General features: G+C 47.3%; 14 protein-coding genes. 11 read left to right on the forward strand and 3 right to left on the reverse strand.

Annotated features, from left to right (window positions below):
• Window positions 1-9 precede the first annotated feature (9 nt).
• Window positions 10-2,547 carry a S9 family peptidase gene (locus JXR92_RS06370; RefSeq protein WP_138346162.1) on the forward strand — a complete coding sequence of 846 codons (2,538 nt, stop codon included), beginning with the start codon at window positions 10-12 and terminating at the stop codon, window positions 2,545-2,547.
• A 93-nt stretch (window positions 2,548-2,640) separates the two neighbouring features.
• Here the strand turns inward: JXR92_RS06370 and JXR92_RS06375 are convergent, their stop codons facing one another.
• The gene (locus tag JXR92_RS06375; RefSeq protein WP_005828596.1) at window positions 2,641-2,823 is read right to left on the reverse strand and encodes a hypothetical protein; all 183 of its coding nucleotides are present in this window, start codon (window positions 2,821-2,823) and stop codon (window positions 2,641-2,643) included.
• A gap of 218 nt (window positions 2,824-3,041) precedes the next feature.
• A complete protein-coding gene (locus tag JXR92_RS06380; protein WP_117599216.1) occupies window positions 3,042-4,469 on the reverse strand; it encodes a sigma-54-dependent transcriptional regulator in 1,428 nt (475 codons plus the stop codon).
• 93 nt (window positions 4,470-4,562) lie between these two features.
• Between JXR92_RS06380 and JXR92_RS06385 the strand changes: the two genes are divergently transcribed.
• The 9 genes from JXR92_RS06385 to JXR92_RS06425 all read left to right on the forward strand — a co-directional run bounded on the left by JXR92_RS06385 (window position 4,563) and on the right by JXR92_RS06425 (window position 20,157).
• Entirely contained in the window at window positions 4,563-5,402 is an 840-nt protein-coding gene (locus tag JXR92_RS06385) for a peptidylprolyl isomerase (protein ID WP_117966295.1), read from the forward strand.
• A 24-nt stretch (window positions 5,403-5,426) separates the two neighbouring features.
• Window positions 5,427-6,665, forward strand: coding sequence for a M16 family metallopeptidase (locus JXR92_RS06390; protein ID WP_117599218.1), 1,239 nt, complete (start codon window positions 5,427-5,429; stop codon window positions 6,663-6,665).
• Window position 6,666: 1 nt separating this feature from the next.
• The gene (locus JXR92_RS06395) at window positions 6,667-8,010 is read left to right on the forward strand and encodes an MATE family efflux transporter (RefSeq protein WP_117599219.1); all 1,344 of its coding nucleotides are present in this window, start codon (window positions 6,667-6,669) and stop codon (window positions 8,008-8,010) included.
• Window positions 8,011-8,014: 4 nt separating this feature from the next.
• The gene (locus JXR92_RS06400; protein WP_138346160.1) at window positions 8,015-10,300 is read left to right on the forward strand and encodes a hybrid sensor histidine kinase/response regulator; all 2,286 of its coding nucleotides are present in this window, start codon (window positions 8,015-8,017) and stop codon (window positions 10,298-10,300) included.
• Window positions 10,301-10,407: 107 nt separating this feature from the next.
• On the forward strand, window positions 10,408-14,958 hold the full coding sequence (locus JXR92_RS06405; protein WP_138346158.1) for a translocation/assembly module TamB domain-containing protein: 4,551 nt from the start codon (window positions 10,408-10,410) through the stop codon (window positions 14,956-14,958).
• 9 nt (window positions 14,959-14,967) lie between these two features.
• The gene (tamL, locus tag JXR92_RS06410) at window positions 14,968-17,322 is read left to right on the forward strand and encodes a translocation and assembly module lipoprotein TamL (RefSeq protein ID WP_117966304.1); all 2,355 of its coding nucleotides are present in this window, start codon (window positions 14,968-14,970) and stop codon (window positions 17,320-17,322) included.
• Between the two features lie 126 nt (window positions 17,323-17,448).
• Window positions 17,449-18,360 (forward strand): nucleotidyltransferase family protein, encoded by a 912-nt coding sequence (locus JXR92_RS06415; protein ID WP_005828584.1) that lies wholly within the window; start codon window positions 17,449-17,451, stop codon window positions 18,358-18,360.
• Between the two features lie 452 nt (window positions 18,361-18,812).
• Entirely contained in the window at window positions 18,813-19,145 is a 333-nt protein-coding gene (locus JXR92_RS06420) for a DUF3795 domain-containing protein (protein WP_034528899.1), read from the forward strand.
• Window positions 19,146-19,380: 235 nt separating this feature from the next.
• Window positions 19,381-20,157 carry a class I SAM-dependent methyltransferase gene (locus tag JXR92_RS06425; RefSeq protein WP_165491378.1) on the forward strand — a complete coding sequence of 259 codons (777 nt, stop codon included), beginning with the start codon at window positions 19,381-19,383 and terminating at the stop codon, window positions 20,155-20,157.
• Window positions 20,158-20,231: 74 nt separating this feature from the next.
• Here the strand turns inward: JXR92_RS06425 and JXR92_RS06430 are convergent, their stop codons facing one another.
• On the reverse strand, window positions 20,232-21,080 hold the full coding sequence (locus tag JXR92_RS06430; protein ID WP_117966310.1) for a helix-turn-helix domain-containing protein: 849 nt from the start codon (window positions 21,078-21,080) through the stop codon (window positions 20,232-20,234).
• A 220-nt stretch (window positions 21,081-21,300) separates the two neighbouring features.
• On the opposite strand from JXR92_RS06430, the gene JXR92_RS06435 reads away from it, so the two are divergent.
• Window positions 21,301-22,794: a sensor histidine kinase gene (locus tag JXR92_RS06435; protein ID WP_138346156.1), complete on the forward strand. Its 1,494-nt coding sequence runs from the start codon at window positions 21,301-21,303 to the stop codon at window positions 22,792-22,794.
• Window positions 22,795-22,841: the final 47 nt, after the last annotated feature.

The raw sequence follows: 22,841 nt of genomic DNA on the forward strand, positions 1-22,841 counted from the left end.
CTTACAGTAATGAAGAAAATCACAGTTTTGTCGGGTTTGCTGCTCCTTGCGGGATTGGCTGCCCAAGCTCAGGAAAGAGTTGCTGAGTATAACGTGCGTCCGGCCGTTACGGTGCGTACTCCCCTTCAGGGTGATAGCGTCAACTTCAAGGGAGATAAGTTTACTATCGGCAATCTTCTGAAGACGAAGGTCAGTCTTAACTTCGACGAGGGTTCGTACGAACGCATGGCTGCTGATACGGCTGGATATGTAGCTGTGGCAAAGGCAGACAAGGACAATCTGTTCTATCTGTTTGCTACCAATCTGCGTGCGGAGCGTTTCATGAAGGGCAAGCTGAATGTATATTCCCCTGCCCGTTTTGAGGTGTTTGTAAACGGTGAGTCCAAGCAAGTCAAGGAGACAGCGGAGGACAGCTTGTCGCAGGTCCGTCCTACGGCTGTCAGTCTGCGTATGGACCCCGAAGCAGATTATGAGATTGTCATCAAGTTGCTTTCAAGCGCGGACGACAAGATGCAGCCGATGCTGAAATGCGAATTTGAAAAGGAAAAGGACTTTGCCGATGTAGCCTGCCGGATGGCACCGGACATGAAGAGACGTTTCTCTTTGTTCAACACCAATTTCGGCTCCCGAGCGAGCAGGGTTTCTCTTTCGCCCAACGGCAAGTATCTGCTGACCCGCTATTCGGACAATTACGACGTGAAGCGTTCCAGGACCCGTTGTGAGCTGACCGAGGTAAAGACTGGCCGGGTGATATTGCCCAATGCCAATGAAAAGATGAACTGGATGCCCAACAGCAACAAGCTCTATTATACGGTTATGGGCGAGGAGCAGAATGACCTGGTTGTGTTCGATCCCGCCACGATGCGTGAGGAAGTGCTGCTGAAGAATGTTCCCGAAGGATATTTCAGCTGGTCTCCTACAGAAGACTATCTTATCTATATGCTCACGGACGAGGGCGAAAAGGTGAGTGGCCCGTTGAAACGTCTCTTGCATCCGGACGACCGTATCCCCAATTCTCGTGACCGCTATTATCTCATGAAATACGATGTGGCGACGGGACTTTCCGAGCGCCTGACATACGGTAGTCACAACGTCTATCTGAATGATATTTCCCCGGATGGCAAGAAACTGTTGTGCAGCACTTCCAAGCCGGACATTACTCAATGCCCTTTCTCCCTCTCTTCTCTTTTCGAGATTGATTTGGCCACCTTGCAGGCAGATACGCTGGTCGCCTGGGATGCTTATCTGGGAAGTGCTTCTTACTCTCCGGATGGGAAACAGCTTCTGGTGACGGGTAGTCCGTCTGCTTTCGGAGGTATTGGCAAGAATTGCGGTGAACATCCCATAGCCAATGACTTTGATACCCAAGCATTCATTATGGATTTGGCTACAAAAAAAGTGCAGGCTATCACGCGCGATTTCAATCCTACGGTGTCTCTCGTGCAGTGGAACCGTGTGGACGGATGTATCTATTTCGATACGACTGATGGGGATTGCAGGCATATCTACCGTTATGTTCCGAAGACGGGCGGCTTTGAAATGCTTCCGCTTGAAGAAGATGTGATTACTTCCTTCACGCTGGCCAATGACAATCCGGTTGTGGCTGCCTATGTGGGCGGAGGAAACACCAGTACGGGCGTAGCCTATACGTACGACACGAAGAAAAAAGTTTCTACCCTGCTTGCCAACCCCATGAAGCCCATCCTCGATAAGATTGAGCTGGGACAGATGGAAGAGTGGAACTTTACAGCTTCGGACGGTACGGAGATAAAGGGAATGGTTTGTCTGCCGCCGTCTTTTGACCCGAACAAGAAGTATCCGCTTATCGTATACTATTATGGAGGAACGACTCCTACAACCCGCGGTATAACTTCCCCGTACTGTGCACAGTTGTTTGCGTCACGTGACTATGTGGTTTATGTTATCCAGCCCAGTGGTGCCATCGGGTACGGCCAGGAGTTCTCTGCACGCCATGTCAATGCATGGGGTGAGCGTACGGCCGATGAGATTATTGAAGGTACGAAGAAATTCTGTGCAGCCCATCCGTTTGTCAACGATAAACGTATCGGATGTCTGGGTGCCTCTTATGGAGGATTCATGACGATGTATCTGCAGACTAAGACGGACATGTTCGCTGCCGCTGCCTCGCATGCTGGCATCAGCAATGTAACGAGCTATTGGGGCGAGGGTTATTGGGGATATTCCTATAACTCTGTTGCGGCAGCCGATAGCTATCCTTGGAATAATCCCGATTTGTTTACGAAGCATGGAGCATTGTTCAATGCGGACAAGATTAATACCCCTCTGTTGTTGCTGCATGGCACGGTAGATACGAACGTGCCTATCGGTGAAAGTATCCAGTTGTATAATGCGTTGAAGATATTGGGCAAGCCGGTGGAATTTATTACCGTGGATGGTGAAAACCATTTTGTACTTGATTATGCAAAACGTGAATTGTGGCACAATTCAATTATGGCTTGGTTTGCCCGCTGGTTGCAGGATAGTCCGGCATGGTGGAATGACCTTTATCCGGAAAGACATTGGTGATTTCTTAGTTGACAACTATCAACTATCAATTAAAAAAGCCGTTTCCCAGAATAGACAAGGAGGAAACGGCTTTTTGTTGTAGTGTGCTTACTGTTATTGGGCCACTTTTGCTGTGTCTTGGACGTTCTCGGCTTTCTGCAAAGTATCCGTTACCACAGTGTCGTTAGACAAGGTTGTTGTCTTACTCGGCTGTTCTACCGGAGCCTTAGCTTGAGCCAAGAACGTTCCGCCACAAACAAACATAAACAGGGCTGCTACTAATACTAATTTTTTCATAATTCATTTGCTTTTAGGTTGCTATATCTTATTGTTAAGTCTAATTGTTTGTTGTAGCGCTTGTTGCTTGTACTTAATACAAGTCAAATGGTGTGCCAAAAGAATTATTTGTTGGGTAATGCTTTGATAACTAGATGTATATGTTTTTATGCAAAGTGTAGTATAATGTGGAAAAGTGGGGAATGTGTGGAGAGGAGTGTGGAATTATTCCACATCTTTTAGTCGGATATGTTATAAAGCTTCAACTTGTTGTACAGCGTTTTGCGGTCAATGCCCAACAGTTGTGCAGCGCGGCTCTTGTTGTTTCCCGTCTGCCGTAGGGCTTCGATGATTTGACGTTTCTCTGCCTCCTCATTGCGGAGAGGGATGCCGATGATGGCCGATGCAGGTTCTTTCAGTTCACTTAGTTCGTTGATAGTAATGAATTTGCCTTGTGCCAGCAGGGTTGCACGACGTACCATATTCTTCATTTGTCGCAGATTGCCAGGCCAGGGGTATTCCAATAAGGCGCGGGATGCTTTGTCATCAAAGCCGGTCAGTTGCTTGTCCATTTCGCGGTTGGCCTGGTCCAGAAAGAAATTGGCAAAGAGCAAGATGTCTTCACGGCGGTCTTTGAGTTGCGGCATGCGCAGGGTGAATTCATTGATACGGTGATATAAATCCTCACGGAACGTTCCTTTTTCGATGGCTTGCTCCAGATTTTCGTTGGTGGCGGATACCAGACGTATGTCCACGCTTATCTCTTTGTTTGAACCAACCGGACGTATCTTGCGTTCTTGCAAAGCACGCAGCAGTTGTATTTGCACTTCATAGCTCAGATTGCCTATCTCATCCAGGAAGATGGTACCGCCGTTGGCTTCGACGAAAGCGCCCGTTTTGTCGGTCAGTGCGCCGGTAAAGGCGCCCTTTATATGCCCGAAGAATTCCGAAGCGGCCAATTCTTTGGGGATAGAACCGCAATCGATGGCTACAAACGGCCGGTCGGCACGCTTGCTGAGCTGGTGGATGCGATGAGCTACGTATTCTTTGCCCGTTCCGCTGGCACCATTGATGAGTACGGACATATTGGTAGGTGAAACCAGTTTCACATAATTGTAGAGTTGTTTGGCTGCGTCGCTCTCTCCTTCGAGGAAGTCGGAGGAAGACAATGAGCCTTCTGCACTCTTCTGAGACTGATTTTTCATCTTGTCGGAATGCATCGTCTGTTTGGGCGAGACGGATGGTCTGTTTGGGGTAAACGCGTCATCTGTTCGGGACGGATGCATCATCTGTTTCAAAGCGGAGGATGATGCATTCAAGGCTTCGCCTATTTTTTTCAGTAATTCGTCCGGATTCACAGGCTTGGCAATGTAATCGCAGGCTCCCAGTTTCATGGCTTGGACGGCCGACTGTATGTCAGCGTATCCCGTCATGATGATAAGCGGTATTTGCAGGCCGTGTTCGCCCAGCCATTTCAATAAGTCAATGCCATCCTTGTCGGGCAGGCGTAGGTCAGACAAAATCAAGTCCACGGTTTCCGACTCAATATGTTTTTGAGCACGGGCAATGCTGCTGGTGGAGGTTACTTGGAAACCTTTTTTGCCGAGCCATGTTTTTAGCATCATGCCGTAAGTAATATCATCTTCTACAATTAATATGGATGTCATTGCTTTTGCCTTTTATCTCTTTTATGTAGGCAAAGGTAAGTGCTTTTGTCTGATTTTAGTATATTTGCAAACTTAAATTAAATAAAAAATAAAATGAAAAGGAATCTAATTGTATTATTAACTATACTGGTTTGCGGTTTGACTGCTTGCAAGCCGGGACAAAAGAAAGAGGAAAATATGGAAAAAGAAACGAAGCTGAAGATTGAAACAAGTGCGGGTGACATCACCGTGAAACTGTATAATGAAACCCCGAAACATCGTGATAACTTTATTAAGCTGGTGAAAGACGGCACGTATGAAGGTACGCTGTTCCACCGTGTCATCAAGGACTTTATGATACAAGCAGGTGACCCGGAATCGAAAAAGGCTCCAAAAGGCAAGATGCTGGGGGCAGGCGACGTAGGTTATACTGTTCCTGCCGAATTTGTTTATCCGAAGTATTTTCACAAAAAAGGTGCTTTGTCGGCTGCACGCCAGGGTGATGAGGTGAATCCCGACAAGGCATCATCCGGCTGCCAGTTCTACATTGTGACTGGAAAAGTGTATAATGACTCTACCTTGCTGGGGATGGAACAGCAGATGAATCAGATGCGCCTGAACAATGCTTTCAATGCATTGGCCCAGAAGCATATGAAGGAAATCTACAAGATGCGTAAGAATAATGACCAGGACGGTCTGATGGATTTACAAGATTCTTTGATTGCGCAGGCAGAGGCTCAGGTTGCCAAGGAACCGGAGTTCAAGTTTACTCCCGAGCAGGTGAAGGCTTATACTACCATGGGTGGTACTCCGCATTTGGACGGTGCATATACCGTATTCGGTGAAGTGCTGGAAGGTATGGATATAGTTGATAAAATACAGAAGGTCAAGACTGATCGTAACGACCGTCCTGAAGAGGATGTGGTTATTAAAAAAGTGACAGTGATAGATTGATGATAGATTCTGTCATTCTATTTTATGAAGATAAACAAAAAGATATTTGACAACGGTCTGCGGTTGGTGCACAATGAAGATACCAGCACGCAGATGGTTGCCTTGAATATTGTTTATGACGTAGGTGCCCGTGACGAGCATCCCGAGCATACGGGCTTTGCCCATTTGTTTGAGCATCTGATGTTTGGAGGTTCGGTGCATATTCCTGATTATGACGCTCCTTTGCAACTGGCAGGTGGGGAGAATAATGCATGGACCAATAATGATATTACCAATTACTACCTGACGGTTCCAAAATCGAATGTGGAAATCGGCTTCTGGCTGGAGTCCGACCGTATGCTGGAACTGGCATTCAGTGAGCAAAGTCTTGAGGTGCAGCGTGCAGTGGTGATGGAGGAGTTCAAGCAACGTTGTCTGAACCAGCCGTATGGTGATGTGGGGCATCTGCTTCGTCCTTTGGCTTATCAAACGCATCCTTATCGCTGGCCTACTATCGGGAAAGACCTCTCTCACATTGCCAATGCCACGCTGGATGAGGTAAAGGAATTCTTTTTCCGTTTTTATGCACCTAATAATGCAGTTCTGGCCGTTACCGGAAATATTTCGTGGGAAGAAACGATTAGGCTGACTGAAAAATGGTTTGCTCCTATTCCCCGTAGGAATGTGCCTGTAAGACAATTACCGCAAGAAGTTGTACAGACGGCGGAACGCCGGCAGACGGTGGAACGGAATGTTCCTCTGGATGCTTTGTTCATGGCTTATCACATGTGCAGTCGTGAAGATGCCGATTATTATGCCTTCGATATTCTGTCGGATATTCTGAGCAATGGACGTTCCAGTCGCTTGACCCGCAGGCTGGTGCAGGAGCAAAAGCTCTTTTCCAGTCTCGATGCCTATATCTCCGGTACACGGGATGCCGGACTGCTGCATATCAGTGGAAAGCCATCTGCTGGCGTATCTTTGGAGCAAGCCGAGGCTGCTGTCCGGAAAGAGTTGGAAGAGTTGAAATCCGGGTTTGTTGGAGAGCAGGAATTGGAGAAAGTAAAGAACAAGTTTGAGTCTACACAGATATTCGGCAACATCAATTATCTGAATGTTGCCACGAACCTTGCCTGGTTTGAACTGACCGGGCAGGCGGAAGACATAGACCGTGAAGTGGACAATTACCGCTCTGTGACGGCAGAACAGCTTCATAGGGTAGCCCAACAGACCTTCCGCGATGAAAATGGGATTGTGCTTTATTACCAAAAAGAAAACCTTTAGTATGAGAAATTTATTTGATACGTATAAGCAACACTACAAAGCATTGCTTCTCCTGGGACTACCCATTGTGGTGGGGCAGTTGGGAGTCATTGTGCTGGGGTTTGCCGATACGCTGATGATTGGGCATCATAGCACGGAAGAGCTGGGTGCCGCTTCTTTCGTAAACAATCTGTTTACTCTCTGTATTATTTTCAGTACGGGGTTCAGCTACGGGCTGACCCCGGTTGTGGGAGGCTTCTACGGTAACCGCCGTTTTGCCGAAGCCGGACAAGCGTTACGGTGCAGTCTGGTGGCCAATGTGCTGGTAGCTTTATTGCTGACTCTTGTCATGGCTGTTCTGTATTTCAATGTGGAACGGCTGGGGCAGCCCGAAGAATTACTGCCTCTGATTAAGCCTTATTATCTAGTGCTGCTTGCTTCACTGGTTTTTGTCATGTTGTTCAACGGCTTTAAACAGTTTACGGATGGCATCACCGACACCAAGACGGCCATGTGGATTCTGCTTGGAGGGAATGCGCTTAACATCGTAGGAAACTATATTCTGATCAATGGAAAATTGGGTTTCCCGGAGATGGGATTGCTTGGCGCGGGTGTAAGTACCTTGTTCTCTCGCATTGTGATGGTCGTGGTCTTTGCGGTGATTGTGCTTCGTAGTCGCCGTTTTATCCGTTATAGACTCGGATTCATGAGGCTGGGATGGTCGACACCGATGTTTAGGAAACTCAATGCTCTGGGCTGGCCTGTCGGTATGCAGATGGGAATGGAGACCGCTTCCTTCAGCCTCAGTGTTGTCATGGTGGGGTGGCTGGGGACACTTGCTCTGGCATCACATCAGATAATGCTCACTGTCTCTCAGTTCACCTTCATGATGTATTATGGCATGGGTGCTGCAGTTGCTGTGCGTGTCAGTAACTTTAAGGGGCAGGGCGACGGGCAGAATGTGCGCCGTTCGGCGTATGCTGGCCTTCACGTCATCTTATGCATGGAAGTGGTGCTGTTGAGTATTGTCTTTGCACTTCGCGGTCAGGTCGGAGGATGGTTTACAGATAATATGGAAGTGTCCGGTATGGTAGCCGCTCTCTTCTTTCCGTTCCTGATTTACCAGTTCGGTGACGGATTGCAGATTAATTTTGCCAATGCCCTGCGTGGTATCTCGGATGTGAAACCGATGATGATTATTGCATTTATATCCTATTTTGTTATATCTTTGCCCGTAGGGTACCTCTGCGGTTTCATCTTCGGCTGGGGACTGACGGGGGTCTGGATGGCTTTCCCGTTTGGACTGACCAGTGCAGGGGTGATGCTGTGGCTGAGATTCCGTAGACAGACCAGGGAAAGGATTTGATAATATGAACAGTGTCTCCAAAGTAAAGATTGCCGTAGGCTACACTTTGTTGCTGGCGGTATTGTTTTTTTCCTTGTTCTTCGTACACCGGGAGATGGAGAACCTTATTCTTACCGATGACCGCGATGTACAATGGACAGACAGCGTACTAGCTTTGATACGCGAGAAGGATACCAATACGATAAGAATGCTGCGTACGCTGAGTGAGGCGAATGACAGCATGGTATCCACCAGTGACATTGAGCAGATAATTGCCCAGCAGGACTCAGTAGTGACCCAGCAACGTGTGCAGCACCGTATCATTACACATCGGGATACCGTCGTGACACGCCCTCGGAAGAAGGGTTTTTTCCGTCGTTTGGGTGAAGTGTTTGTCCCCCCAAAGAAAGATACGGCTATCCAGGTAAAGACCTCCCTCGAATTTGCGACGGATACGGTGATTGAACCTTATAATCCGGCCGATTCTTTGCATGAGAAACTGCGTGCTGTGGCCCAGCAGAAAAAAGCTGTAAACACTGTTATACAACGACGTAAACGCTATCTGCAACGCTTGGACCATATGCTGACCGCTCGTATTGACAGTTTGCTGAAAGATTATGAGACGGAAACTCTGCTGCGTGCACGGACGGAAGCCGAGTATCAACAGGCGGTCCGACGCCGTTCGGCCAAGATTATCAGTGGCATTGCCGTAGGTGCGGTATTGCTTTCCGTTTTTTTCCTTATTATCATCGGCCGCGACATAACCCGAAGCAACCGGTACCGCCGTGAGTTGGAAGAGGCTCGCCGTCGTGCCGAAGATTTACTTGCTGTCCGTGAAAAACTGATGCTTGCCATTACCCATGATTTCAAAGCCCCGCTCGGTTCTATCATGGGCTATGCCGATTTGCTTTCCCGTCTGACGGTGGATGAGCGCCAGCGGTTCTATCTGGACAACATGAAAACCTCATCGGAGCATTTGCTGAAGCTGGTCGTTGATTTGCTCGACTTCCATCGTCTTGATTTGAACAAGGCTGAAGTCAACCGGGTCACTTTTCATCCTTCCCGCCTGCTTGAAGAGATACACGTAAGTTTTGAACCGCTTACGGCTGCCAAAGGGCTGGAGCTTCATTGCGACATTGCCCCGGAGCTGGACGGTACCTATATTTGTGACCCCTTGCGTCTGCGTCAGATTATCAACAATTTGCTGTCCAATGCCGTGAAGTTTACGGACCAAGGCGGTATTACCATGACTGCCCGTTACGAGGACCGTCGACTGGTAGTTGCCATTGCTGATACGGGTAGAGGTATGGAGCCTGCTGACCGTGAGCGTATCTTCCAGGAATTCACCCGATTACCGGGTGCTCAGGGTAAAGAAGGGTTCGGACTCGGACTTTCCATCGTCCGTATGTTGGTACAGTTACTTGAAGGTACGATTGATGTAGACAGTGTACCAGGTAAGGGAAGCACTTTCACGATATATATTCCTATCTATCCCGTAAGGAGCGAAAGGCGTAGAATGAAGGATGAAGAATTGGGCTGTGTTGTCACGCCGGAGGGCAATTCTTCATTCTCCGTTCCTTGTTCTTCATTGAAGAATGTCCTCCTTATCGATGATGACCGTATTCAACTTACCCTTACTGCCGCCATGCTTCAGCAGAGTGGTATAAATTCTGTTTCTTGTTTACAACTGGATGAATTGCTGGATGCCTTGCGCACTGCAACCTTTGATGTTCTGCTTACTGATGTGCAGATGCCTGCTATTAATGGTTTTGATTTACTGAAACTGCTGCGTGCTTCGAACATACCGCAGGCACAGTCTGTTCCGGTGATTGCTGTCACTGCTCGCAGTGACATGCAGCGTGAGGAATTTACGGCGCATGGCTTTGCCGGATGCCTGCATAAGCCGTTTACCGTCAGTGAATTGCTGCATGAATTGAATGTGGAGGACAAAGGGAAGGAGGTTACGGAAGCTTCGGCTTGCCCGGGGTATAAATTCTCTTCGCTCACCGTTTTTTCGGTCGATGACCCCGAGGCCGCAAAGTCCATTCTGGAAAGTTTTGTGGCTGAAACCCGTCTCAATGCGGAGCGTTTGCAGAAGGCTGTGGAGAATGAGGATGTGGACGAGATGGCTGCTGTCTCCCACAAAATGATTCCCCTCTTTACGTTGATTGGAGCTACGGAACTGGTTGCATTGCTGAAACTGTTGGAAACTTCGCATGGAGTGCCTTTTACCGGAGAGTTGAAAGAGCACGCCCTTGCCGCCCTCGTTTTGATAGAGGATGTCATTACTCAGGCAACAGCTTTTCCGTAATGGGGGAACAGAGAAGAATACATGATTTTTCTCTATCGGGAACCAAATGTCGAAAGAAATTGTTTACTTTGTAGGACTTTTAAATACGATGAAAGATTGACGTTCCGATGAGAAGAAAATGGTTGAGAATAGCACTGTGGGTGCTGCTTACTCCTATTATACTGTTTATAATATTGATGATACTGCTCTATGTGCCTCCCGTACAGAATTTGATACGGAAGCAGGCTACAGCAATTGCATCAGATGCTACGGGTATGGACATATCTGTGGAGCGGATTGACCTTCGCTTTCCTTTGAATTTGTTGGTTCGCGGTGTATTGGTGGTACAGCCTGCCGACAGTGCTGTTGAGGTGCAGCATCCCGATACTTTGCTGAATCTTGGAAGTTTGAACGTGCGGGTGCAGGCATGGCCTTTACTCAAAGGGAAAGTGGAGGTGGATGACATTACCCTGAAACAAGTTGCTGTTAACTCTTCCAATTTAATGGAAGGTATGTGCATCAAAGGGGTACTGGGGCATTTCTTTTTCGAAAGCCATGGCATAGACCTTACAAAAGAAGATGCTATTCTCAATAATATAGAATTGAGCGATACCCATGTGCAGGTAATGCTTGCAGATACCACTGAGACTTCCAAGGACACTACTGACACTGCGTTAAACTGGAAAGTCACACTCCATACCCTGAAGTTGAAGAACGTCTCGGTCGATTTACAGATGCCATTGGACTCCATGGGGCTGAAAGCCCATATCGGAAATGCTGAGATTGCGGACGCTGCTGCCGACCTGAAACACCAGTTCTATGGCTGGAGAAAATTCCTGCTGACTGGAACTTCTGTCAATTATGATACCGGCGGCCCGGGGAGTGCGATAGGTTTCGACCCCTCGCACATTGCTCTTCACGACATTCGTATGGGCATTGATTCTGTGATGTACTACGGTAGAGATATGAATGCCGTTATCCGGGAATTTTCCATGTATGAGCGTTCCGGTTTGAGTGTAACTTCCCTGACCGGGCGGTTGTTTGCCGACTCTACCGTTATCCGTATCCCTTCTTTGAAGTTGCTGACACCTCATAGTGAGATGAATCTTACGGCACAGACTTACTGGGAACTGATAAATATACCTACCACCGGCCGTTTGACAGCCCGTTTCAATGCCCGTATCGGCAAACAGGATGTACTGCTTTTTGCCGGTGGCCTGCCGGAAACTTTCAAGGAAGCCTATCCGTTCCGTCCGTTGGTGATTCATGCCGGTACGGAAGGAAACCTGAAGCAGATGCAGATTTCCCGTTTTACGGCTGAGCTGCCCGGAGCCTTTTCGTTGAGTGGGGGAGGAGAATTCTGGAACCTGGCCGACAGTGTGAAACGCAATGGAAACATGGACTTCGAGATGCATACGCAGAACTTGAACTTCCTGACCGGACTAGCTGACATTGCTCCCGATGGCTCCGTCATCGTGCCGGACAGTATGCACCTTGCGGCACGTGTCGGTATGGAGGGGGCGCAGTGCACTGCCGCCCTGAAACTGCAGGAGAAGGAAGGCGCCTTGAATCTGGATGCCGCCTATAATCTTGCTACGGAAGCCTACCATGCCGACCTTGCCATCAACAACTTGCAGGTGCATCACTTCCTGCCCAAGGACTCTATTTATACTCTTACGGTAAAGATGTCCGCTAAGGGACAAGGGGTGGATGTGGCATCACGAAAGACTGTGGCTGCTTTGAATGCCTCCTTGGAAAAACTACAGTATGGCCATTGGGACATTTCCGGTGTGGATGTGCATGCCGGACTCAAGTCATCCGTTGCTACTGTCCGTCTTGCCAGCGATAATGTTCTTCTCAAGATGCAGGGAAATGCAGATATGCGTCTTGACCGCAGCTATCTGGATGGCGCTTTGGATTTGAATGTGGAAGAGGTGAATCTGCACAAGCTGGGGTTGGTGCCCCGACCGTTGAAACACCCATTTGCCTTTACAATGGGAGCGGAGGCACGTCATGATTCTCTCGAGTTGAGGCTTGATGCCGGTGACTTGAATCTGCGTTTCCGCGCTCATAGCACGTTGAAGAAGTTGATGGAACAGTCGGATAAATTTGTCTCTATCCTGACAAAGCAGATTGATGAACGGCGTTTGGACCATGCCGCTTTGCGACAAGTCCTTCCTTCAGCCGGCATGCATCTGGAAGCCGGTAACCAGAATCCCGTCAGCTATTTCCTGGCTGCAAAGGGTATTTCCTATAATGATTTCAAACTGAGCTTCGGATTTACTCCGCAAGTCGGCATCAATGGGCGTACAGCTGTTCACGGATTGCGCATGGACTCCTTGCAGCTCGATACAATATTTTTTACAGTAAAGCAGGATACTGCCCGCATGAAGTTGCAAGGTGGTGTCATAAACGGCCCCAAGAACCCGCAGTTTGTGTTCCGCAGTACACTGACGGGTGAAGTCCGTAATGAAGATGCGGAGCTGACTGTGGATTATGTGGATGGAAAAGGGCAGACCGGTGTGCTGTTCGGTATTAACGCCCGTCCGTTGACCGAAGGACATGGTCGCGGTGATGGTGTGCTGCTGAACCTTATTCCTGCCGAGCCGATTATCGCTTTCCGTAAATTCCACTTTGCGGACAATAGTAACTGGATTTATCTGCATAAGAATATGCGCGTCTATGCCAATATTGATATGGACAGCGACGATGGTCTGTGTTTCCGTATGCAATCCGACAAGAATGATACCCTTTCCTTGCAGAATATAAACGTAGAACTGAGCCGATTGCGCCTGGATGAACTTACGGAGGTACTTCCTTATATGCCTCGGCTTACGGGATTGTTCTCCGCCGAAGCAAATTATATACAGACTGCCACTTCCCTGCAGGTGTCCGCCGAAGCCAATGTAGAGAAACTGACCTACGAACGCCAACCGGTTGGAGATATAGGTCTGGGGGCTACCTGGTTGCCGGGCGACAAGAATACGCACTATTTGAATACCTATTTTACACATGATAACGAAGAAGTGATGACCGCCGACGGTATCTTGACGCAGAAGAACGGAAAGGATACTCTGGAAGTGTCCACTCGTTTCGAGCATTTCCCATTGAAGATGGCCAATGCATTCATCCCTGACCAAATGGTGGCCTTTACCGGAGATATTGATGGAGGGCTTTATATTTACGGTTCGCTGGATAAGCCTCAAATGCATGGTGATATTGTTTTGGACAGTGTGTCTGTCTATGCACGCCAGGCGGGAGCACGTTACTGGTTCGACAACCGTCCGGTGCAGATAAAGGACAATCAGTTGATATTCGATAAGTTTGCCATTTATACCACCAGCAAGAATCCGTTTACGATTGACGGTAAGGTTGATTTCCGGAATATGGAGCGTCCTACTGCCAACCTCAATCTGCTGGCAGAGAACTATACGTTGCTGGATGCACCGCGTACTCGCGAAAGTCTGGTATATGGAAAGGTGTTCGTTGACTTGCATGCCACGGTGAAGGGACCGCTTGACGGGCTCACGATGCGTGGAAACATGAATCTGCTGGGCAATACCAACGTAACCTACGTGTTGACCGATTCCCCTTTAACGGTGGAAGACCGTCTCAGTGGGCTGGTTACCTTTACCTCATTCACCGATACGACGTCGGTAAAGGCGGATGAAGTTCCTGCCATGTCGTTGGGAGGATTGGAAATGTATATGTCCGTCCATATTGACGATGCTGTCCGTCTTCGTGCCGACTTGAGTCCCGACCGCAGCAAATACATCGAACTGGAAGGTGGCGGTGATTTGAATATGCAGTATACTCCCCAAGGGGATATGAGCCTTACCGGACGCTATACCCTTTCGGGTGGCGTCATGAAATATTCGCTGCCTATCATCCCCTTGAAGGAGTTTCAGTTCAATCCCGGCAGTTATGTGGATTGGCGAGGGAATATTATGAATCCTACGCTAAGCCTAAAGGCTACGGAACGTATGCGTGCTTCTGTGGCCGACGGTGACGGGGACGGTTCGCGCATGGTGAACTTCGATGTTTCCATTTCCATCAAGAACAGGCTTGACGCTCCCGATCTTATATTCGATATTTCGGCGCCCGAAGATGGCACAGTAGAGAATGAGCTGCAGGCAATGGGGGCAGAAGAGCGTAGTAAGCAGGCTATTGCGATGCTTGCTACGGGTATTTACTTGAATAGCGGCGCCAAAGGAGGAGGTTTGTCAATGGGAGCCGCCTTGAACTCAGTGCTTCAGAGCCAGATAAACTCCTTGGCGGGAGGTATAAAAGGTGCCAATATCAGTGTAGGTGTGGAAGACCGTACCTCTGCTGAAACGGGCGACACGCAGAAAGACTTCAGTTTCCGTTATTCCCAGCGTTTCTTCAACGATCGCGTACAGATAGTCATCGGTGGAAAAGTATCCACCGGGGCCAATGCGACGAACGATGCGGAATCATTCATTGACAATATATCGCTGGAATACCGTCTTGATGCGTCGGGTACCCGATATGTCCGTGTATTCCATAATAAGAACTACGAAAGCATACTCGACGGTGAGATAACCGAAACGGGTGTTGGCCTTGTGCTGCGCCGGAAGATGGACCGGTTGGGTGAACTCTTCATCTTCAGGAAGAAAAAGATAAAACCGGAGGCTGAAAACAGCGATATGAAAAAGTAGGAATGTGATATGAAACGACTGATATTATATATTGCAGGATTGATATTTCTGGCAGGTTGCTCCACCACGAAGCACTTGCCCGAGGGGGAGATACTCTATACCGGACAAAAGCCGATGATTGTATTGAACCGCAGTGAAACGTCTGTTGGCGAGATTGCCATGGAAGAGGTGGAAGCCGCCCTTGCTACGGCACCGAACAATTCGTTGCTGGGGAGCTCTACTATCCGCTATCCCTTTCCTTTCGGACTGTGGATTTACAATGGTTTCCAGAAGTATGAGAAGGGACTCGGAAAGTGGATATTCAATAAATTTGCCGCCACTCCGGTGCTTCTGTCTACGGTGAATCCCGATATACGTCAGAAGGCGGCGGTTAACTTGCTGCGCGATTACGGCTATTTCAACGGAAGCGTCAGCTACAAGACATTTATCGACCCGAAAGACTCGCTGAAGGCAAAGTTGCAATATACGGTGAACATGCGTAATCCTTACTTTATAGATACGGTGTACTATCGTGGTTTCAACCAACGTACCACTCGCATTATGGAGCTGGGGCGCCGACGTTCCCTTATCAGTCCGGGAGAACAATTCAATGTGGCTGATCTGGATGGGGAGCGTACCCGTATCAGTACCCTGCTGCGTAATGTGGGCTGTTATTATTTCCGTCCCGACTACCTAACCTATCAGGCCGATACCATGATGGTTCCCAATGGGCATGTCCAGATGCGCTTGATTCCCGTTCCCGGTATGCCAAAGGTAGCCGAGAAGCAGTTTCGTGTGGGGCGTAAATCCGTCTATCTTCTTGGAAAGCAGGGGCAGGAACCCAATGACAGCATGGATTACAAAGGCTTGACCATACATTACTACAACAAACCACCGGTACGTCCCAACATGCTTTACCGTTGGTTGAACTATCAAGGTTATCGGCGGAAACGTCAGATACAGGACAGCGCAGGTATTGCCCGCCAGCGTTCTATGCAGAGTTTGTATAGCTTATATCGTCAAACCCGTATTCAGGAGCGCCTGGCAAGCGTCGGTATTTTCCGTTATGCGGAGATGCAGTATATACCGCGTGATACGGCATTTGTGTCTGATACATTGGATGTGAAGGTCATTGCCGCGCTCGATAAACCCTACGATGCGGAATTGGATTTTAATGTCACTATGAAGAGCAATAATCAGACGGGACCGGGTGCCGCTTTTACGGTGACGAAGAATAATGTCTTCGGTGGCGGTGAAAGCTGGAATGTGAAGTTGAACGGTTCGTACGAATGGCAGACGGGCAAGGCAAGCTCTTCTCTGATGAACAGCTATGAACTGGGTATCTCCACTTCGCTTATCTTTCCGCGCGTGGTGTTTCCCAGGATGGGCGACCGTGAGTATGACTTCCCGGCTACAACGACTTTCCGTTTGTATGCCGACCAGATGAACCGTGCCAAGTATTATAAGCTGTTGGCTTTTGGCGGTAATGTCACTTATGACTTCCAGCCCAAATCGACTTCCAGGCACAGTATAACTCCTTTCCGGTTGACATTCAATGTACTGCGCAATCCTACTGCCGCTTTCGATACACTGCGTGCCGAGAATCCGGCACTCTACGTTAGTTTGCGCGACCAGTTCATTCCTGCCATGGAGTACACCTATACTTATGACAACGCTTCCGTGCGCGGCAAGCGTAACCCCATCTGGTGGCAGACCACCGTTGCGTCGGCCGGTAACCTGACTTCTGCTGTTTACCGTATTTTCGGCAAGCCGTTCAGTGAGGAAGGGAAGAAGCTTTTCGGTGTACCTTTTGCACAGTTCTTGAAGCTGAACTCGGAATTCAGGTACCATTACCGGATAGACAAGAACCAGATGATTGCTTCGCGTATTGCGGGAGGGGTAATATGGTCGTATGGCAACGCTACGACCGCACCTTATACGGAACAGTTCTATATCGGTGGTGCCAACAGTGTGCGCGCCTTTTCTGCACGCAGTATAGGTCCGGGCGGTTATCCTCCCGAGACGGATAGGAAATATACCTATATCAACCACGTGGGTGATATTCGCATGGAAGCCAATATCGAGTATCGCTTCCGTATGATTGCCGACTTGCATGGAGCCGTATTCTTGGATGCCGGCAATGTATGGCTGATGCGTAAAGATGAAAACCGCCCGAATGGTGAATTTACGTTGAAGAATTTCCCGAAACAGATTGCTTTGGGCACGGGATTTGGCTTGCGTTACGATTTGGACTTTCTTGTTTTTCGTCTGGACTTGGGTATCGGGCTGCATGATCCGTATGATACCGGGAAGTCGGGGTATTATAATATTCCCAAGTTCAAGGACAGCATGGCGTTGCATTTTGCCATCGGTTATCCGTTCTAAATGTACCTTTTTGAACGGATAGTGGTAAAGAATGAACTAAAACTCCCTTCTGTCAGCCATAAATTTTTGTACATTTGCAGCCGTTATCAACTGTGATATACTAACCTTTTTAAATAATAACTAAATATGAAACCAACTTTATTCTTATTGGCAGCCGGCATGGGCAGTCGTTATGGTGGCTTGAAACAATTGGACGGACTGGGCCCGAATGGCGAAACTATCATGGATTATTCTATTTACGATGCCATCAATGCCGGTTTTGGAAAGCTCGTTTTCGTAATCCGTAAAGATTTTGAGCAGGATTTCCGCGACAAGATTATTTCCAAATACGAAGGCCATATCCCCTGCGAACTGGTATTCCAGTCCATCGATGACCTTCCCGAAGGCTTCACCTGCCCCGAAGGCCGTACCAAACCTTGGGGAACCAACCATGCTGTAATGATGGGTGCCGATGTAATAAAGGAACCGTTTGCTGTTATCAACTGCGACGATTTCTACGGTCGTGATTCCTTCCAGGTAATGGGCAAATTTCTTGCAGCCCTTCCCGAAGGTTCCAAAAATGTATATTCCATGGTAGGCTTCCGCATCGGTAATACATTGAGCGAAAGCGGTACCGTATCCCGTGGTTTGTGCGGAACGGATGCAAACAACTTGTTGACTTCTGTAGTAGAGCGTACCAAGATTCAGCGTATGGACGGCGAGGTGAAGTACATCGATGATAACGGTGAATGGACTGCCACTCCCGAGACGACTCCGGTCAGCATGAACTTCTGGGGCTTTACTCCCGATTACTTTGCTTACAGTGCAGAGTTTTTCAAGAGCTTCCTGAGCGACCCGAAGAATATGGAGAATCTGAAAAGCGAATTCTTCATCCCGCTGATGGTGGATAAGCTGATTAACAATGGCACTGCTACCTGCGAAGTGCTCGATACAACCAGCAAGTGGTTCGGTGTGACTTATCCCGAAGACCGTCAGAGTGTAGTCGACAAGATTCAGGCTTTGGTGGATGCGGGTGAGTATCCTGCGAAGCTGTTCTAAAGTAAGACGGAAGGATAACTTGATTCGCATTAATTTATTGGGTAAAAGAACAAAAGGACAAATATGGGGAAGGCGTTTGCCAGAGCTATATTTGTTCTTCTGTTTTCTGTTCACGAGGTGTCTGGTGCAAGCATACTGAAATGTTGGAACAGAACCCTGCATTGGGCTTACCGATATTGGAACCTTTGAAATCAGATTACTCCAAGTATGCCCGGAACAGCGTAGGGAATTGGTTAAATGATGCAAGTAAGACGCAATCCGGATTTGTAAGGAAGCTTTGCAGGCGTTGGGAAAGTGAAACGAAAGAGACCAAGTATATCGTTAAGAAAACGCTGAGGACTGTCGGTAAATGAGTGTCTGTTCCAAGGTATGGGGTGAGTTTTGGGCTTACTGAATCGATGTGCGGGAAAAAGGGCATTATATCCTCAAACATAAATCGTTATAACCAAGTGATGAAACAATTAATTGCATGTTGCGGGTTGGATTGCGAAAATTGCGCCGCCCGTATAGCCACTGTCAATAATGACGATGAGCTGAGAGAGAAAACTGCCAAAGAGTGGAGTGTGCTGAACAATACGCCGGAAATTACGCCGGAAACCATCCATTGTATGGGGTGCCGTGCAGACGGGGTGAAGTTTGCCTATTGCAGCGATTATTGTGCTATCCGCAAATGTGTGTACGAAAAAGGTTTCAATACTTGCGGCGACTGTAAGGAACTGGATACTTGCCAGGTGGTAGGTGCGGTTCTTCAGCATGCGCCCGGTGCAAGGGAAAATCTTTATTAACCGTAAAATCTTTGATTAAATAAAATATTGCGTATCTTTGCAGTATGACAAAGACATTTAAATCGGATTTGGTTTTGTAAACAATCTGTGTTCCCTGCACAGATTGTCCCCCCTTCGTTTACTCTCGGATAACTTCTTTCGAGAGTGTTTTTCTATTGTTATAATTCAAGTTTAATCCGCATATTATGCTGAAGGTATTGTGATACTTTCCGTATATGCAAAATATAGTAAGAAAATGAGTAACGAAAATAAAACTATCCACGATTTCGAACTTAATTTAATCTGTGACTTTTTCTCCAATATGGAACGACAAGGCCCTGGCAGTCCTGAAGCGACGTTGAAGGCATTGAGCTTTGTAGACGGTCTTACCGATGAATCCTTTATTGCCGATATCGGCTGTGGAACGGGTGGCCAGACAATGGTAGTAGCTGGCCATGTGCCGGGGTGGATTACAGGAATTGACCTTTTTCCCGGCTTTATTGATATCTTCAACCGTAATGCAAGGCAGTTAGGCTTGCAGGACAGAGTAAAAGGAATTGTCGGTTCAATGGATGCCCTTCCTTTCGGTGAGGAGGAGCTGGATATGATTTGGTGTGAAGGTGCTATCTATAACATTGGCTTTGAACGTGGCTTGAAGGAGTGGCGTAAGTATCTGAAACCGGGAGGGTATATTGCCGTCTCCGAGAGTTCATGGTTTACGGACGAACGCCCTGCGGAAATCAATGACTTCTGGATGGACGCTTACTCTGAAATGGATACACTTCCCAATCAGGTGACCAAGTTGTACAAGGCAGGTTATCTTCCCGTTGCTACATTCATTTTGCCGGAGAATTGCTGGACAGAGCATTACTTTGCTTCAAAGGTTGCGGCTCAGGAGATTTTCCGTAAGAAATATGCCGGTAATAAAATTGCCGAAGAGTTCAGCTTACTCCAAATGATTGAGGATGAACTGTACGGCAAGTATAAGGAATTTTACGGTTATGTGTTCTTTATTGCCAAGAAGGTAGGCTGATGACGGACTTCTCTTATTGAGGAATGCGGGTATTCTCAGGACAGAATATCCGCATTTTGGGTTTTGAGTAGATTTTATTGTTTTGAGGATGTACGGAATTTCTGAGGAGGTATTCCCGTATGACGTTTAAAGAATTTGTTGAAGAAGGCCGCATTATTAAAACCTAGACTCACGGCTATATCCTTTATCGGAGTGTTGGCGGTACAAAGCTGTGCTTTGGCATCCATGATGATAGTATTGTTGATGATTTCCATGGCTGTATGTCCTGATTCCTTTTTGACAAGGCGGCAAAGAGCTGCCGGCCTCATATTCATTTTCAATGCATAATAGGACACTTGATGCTCCCGGACATAGTCTGTGTGTACCAATCGGATAAAAATGCGGTATTGGTTGAAATGCCTGCTGCCCGGAGTCTCTTTTATCCTAGGGTGTTCCGGGCAGAGTTCGGATATGCCTTGTAACAGATATGCCAGTAGAGTTTGCAATGAAACTAGACTTGAGGGGCTTTCTGTTCTTTGATAGAGGTGTGACAAATAGGTCATGAACTCAGCATAAAGCTGGAAGTTCTTTTTCGATAGAGGAAAAATATAGTGTTTACCTATAATGTGAAACTTATCCATCATGACCTTACCGACTCCTGCACTTTGGATAAGTTGTTTGGAAAATATGACGACATATATTTCAGTATCGTCTGACGTGTGTAGTAATTGTACGAAGGTCTCAGGAGGAATAGCTAGGAGAACGTTAGCTTCAACCTTGAATTGGGTATGGTTTATGATGGTTTTCAGAACTCCTTTGATACACAAAACGAAGATACTGGCCTTGGTGTGGTATGGCTTTTTCACTAGCGGATTCAGTTCACTGGTTGTGATATGATTGCAGGCAATGAACTCGTCATTTATATTGAATTCGGATATATTCATGTTGGAGATTTTAAGACGCAAAAATGGGGGATAATAATGTATAAATGACAGAGGTAACAGTTAAAATCAATATTACGCTCAACTTATCTCTGTTAAATAAGGTAAAGTTGTGAATAATAGAATATATACATATTAAAATGGAATATTGATTTATAAGGGTTTGTTTGTGGTATAAGCATTTTAACCCGAACTTTGCTTCTTGTATGATAAACCAATTCTGATGAATCCGAATGTTCCTCAAGAAGTACGTATAATAAATGCCATCTCCGAGCAGTTGTTCAACTCATGGCCCGTCAGCATTATTATGATTGATTTGGAAGATTGTATCTGGCGTCTGAATCAGCAGGTGATGAATGAACTCCAATTGAATGAGTATGTGATAGGGCGGCGTATCACTGACTTATTGGAGGTGGTATGTGATAAAAAGAATGTGTTAGAAGACCTTTTGCTGCAACTTCGGGAGAGGGATGTGCGGATTATTCCCTTAGATACCAATTGCTTTATACGTGAATTGAAGAGTGGTATAAGTTTTCTGATACAAGGTGCTATGGTGGGAATTCATGAAGATGGACAATTGGTGAGGATTGTACTCTATTTCAGGAATGTGTTGGAAGAACGGACACAGAAGCATTTGCTGAATATTGCGCTGAGTCGTACCCAGATATTTCAATGGTCTTTCGACATGGAACATAATCTGATGATTATAGAACCGCGTTATTTTGAATATTTGGGGATTCCTACGCGTGACTATACGCTGACGCCTGAGGAATTCGCATTTCTGATTCATCCGGACGACCGGAAGGGAGTGTTTGATGCTTTGGCTTTACAGTTGCATGGTAATTTGTACGAATGCCCAGTGGAATACCGTTTACGGCGGGGAGACGGCAAGTGGGAGTGGTTTGAGGCGCAATCTACCTATGTGGGGCAATTGACGGATTTGCCGTTCCGTATCATCGGTATTTGCATGAGTACGCAGAAATACAAGGATACGGAGAATAAATTGAACGAGGCTTTGCAGAAAGCGCAACGTAGCGATGAGTTGAAGAGCGTATTTCTTGCTAATATGAGCCACGAGATACGTACGCCGCTAAATGCCATTGTGGGCTTCTCTACACTACTGGCTTGTGGGGATGCCGACTTGTCACGGCAGGAGATTATGGAATTCACGTCTTTGATTGAAAAGAACAGCCAGTTGTTAATGGTGTTGATTTCAGATATTCTGGATTTGTCCAAGATAGAATCGAACACAATGGAGTTCCATTTTGAGAAGGTTTCTTTAAATGGCATATTGGAAAGCATTTACAGTGCGCAGAAGATGAATCTTCGGAAAGGAGTGGAGTTACTGCTAGACCTTCCGGACCGGGCGGCAGTTATCTATACAGATCCTACGCGTTTGGGGCAAGTTGTCAACAATCTTATCAATAATGCGGTGAAGTTCACTGCTGAAGGACGCATAACCATAGGGTATAGGCTGAAGGACTTTGCTACATTGGAAGTCTTTGTGGAAGATACGGGAACTGGCATGTCGGAAGAAGTTCTGGCGCACATTTTTGAACGTTTCTATAAGGGAGATGCTTTTGTGCAGGGCACGGGATTGGGATTGGCCATTTGCAGGACTATCGTTGAAAGGTTTCATGGAAAAATAGAAGTGGCCTCAACTCTTGGCAAGGGGAGCCGCTTTGCAATTGTCCTTCCGCAGGAAATGCGGGAGTAGTGTTCTCTTTCTTGGATATTTGATGTAATTATGTGAGCGTATGATAT

This window comes from Bacteroides parvus (genome assembly GCF_017309675.2).
GTDB classification, from domain to species: domain Bacteria; phylum Bacteroidota; class Bacteroidia; order Bacteroidales; family Bacteroidaceae; genus Bacteroides; species Bacteroides uniformis.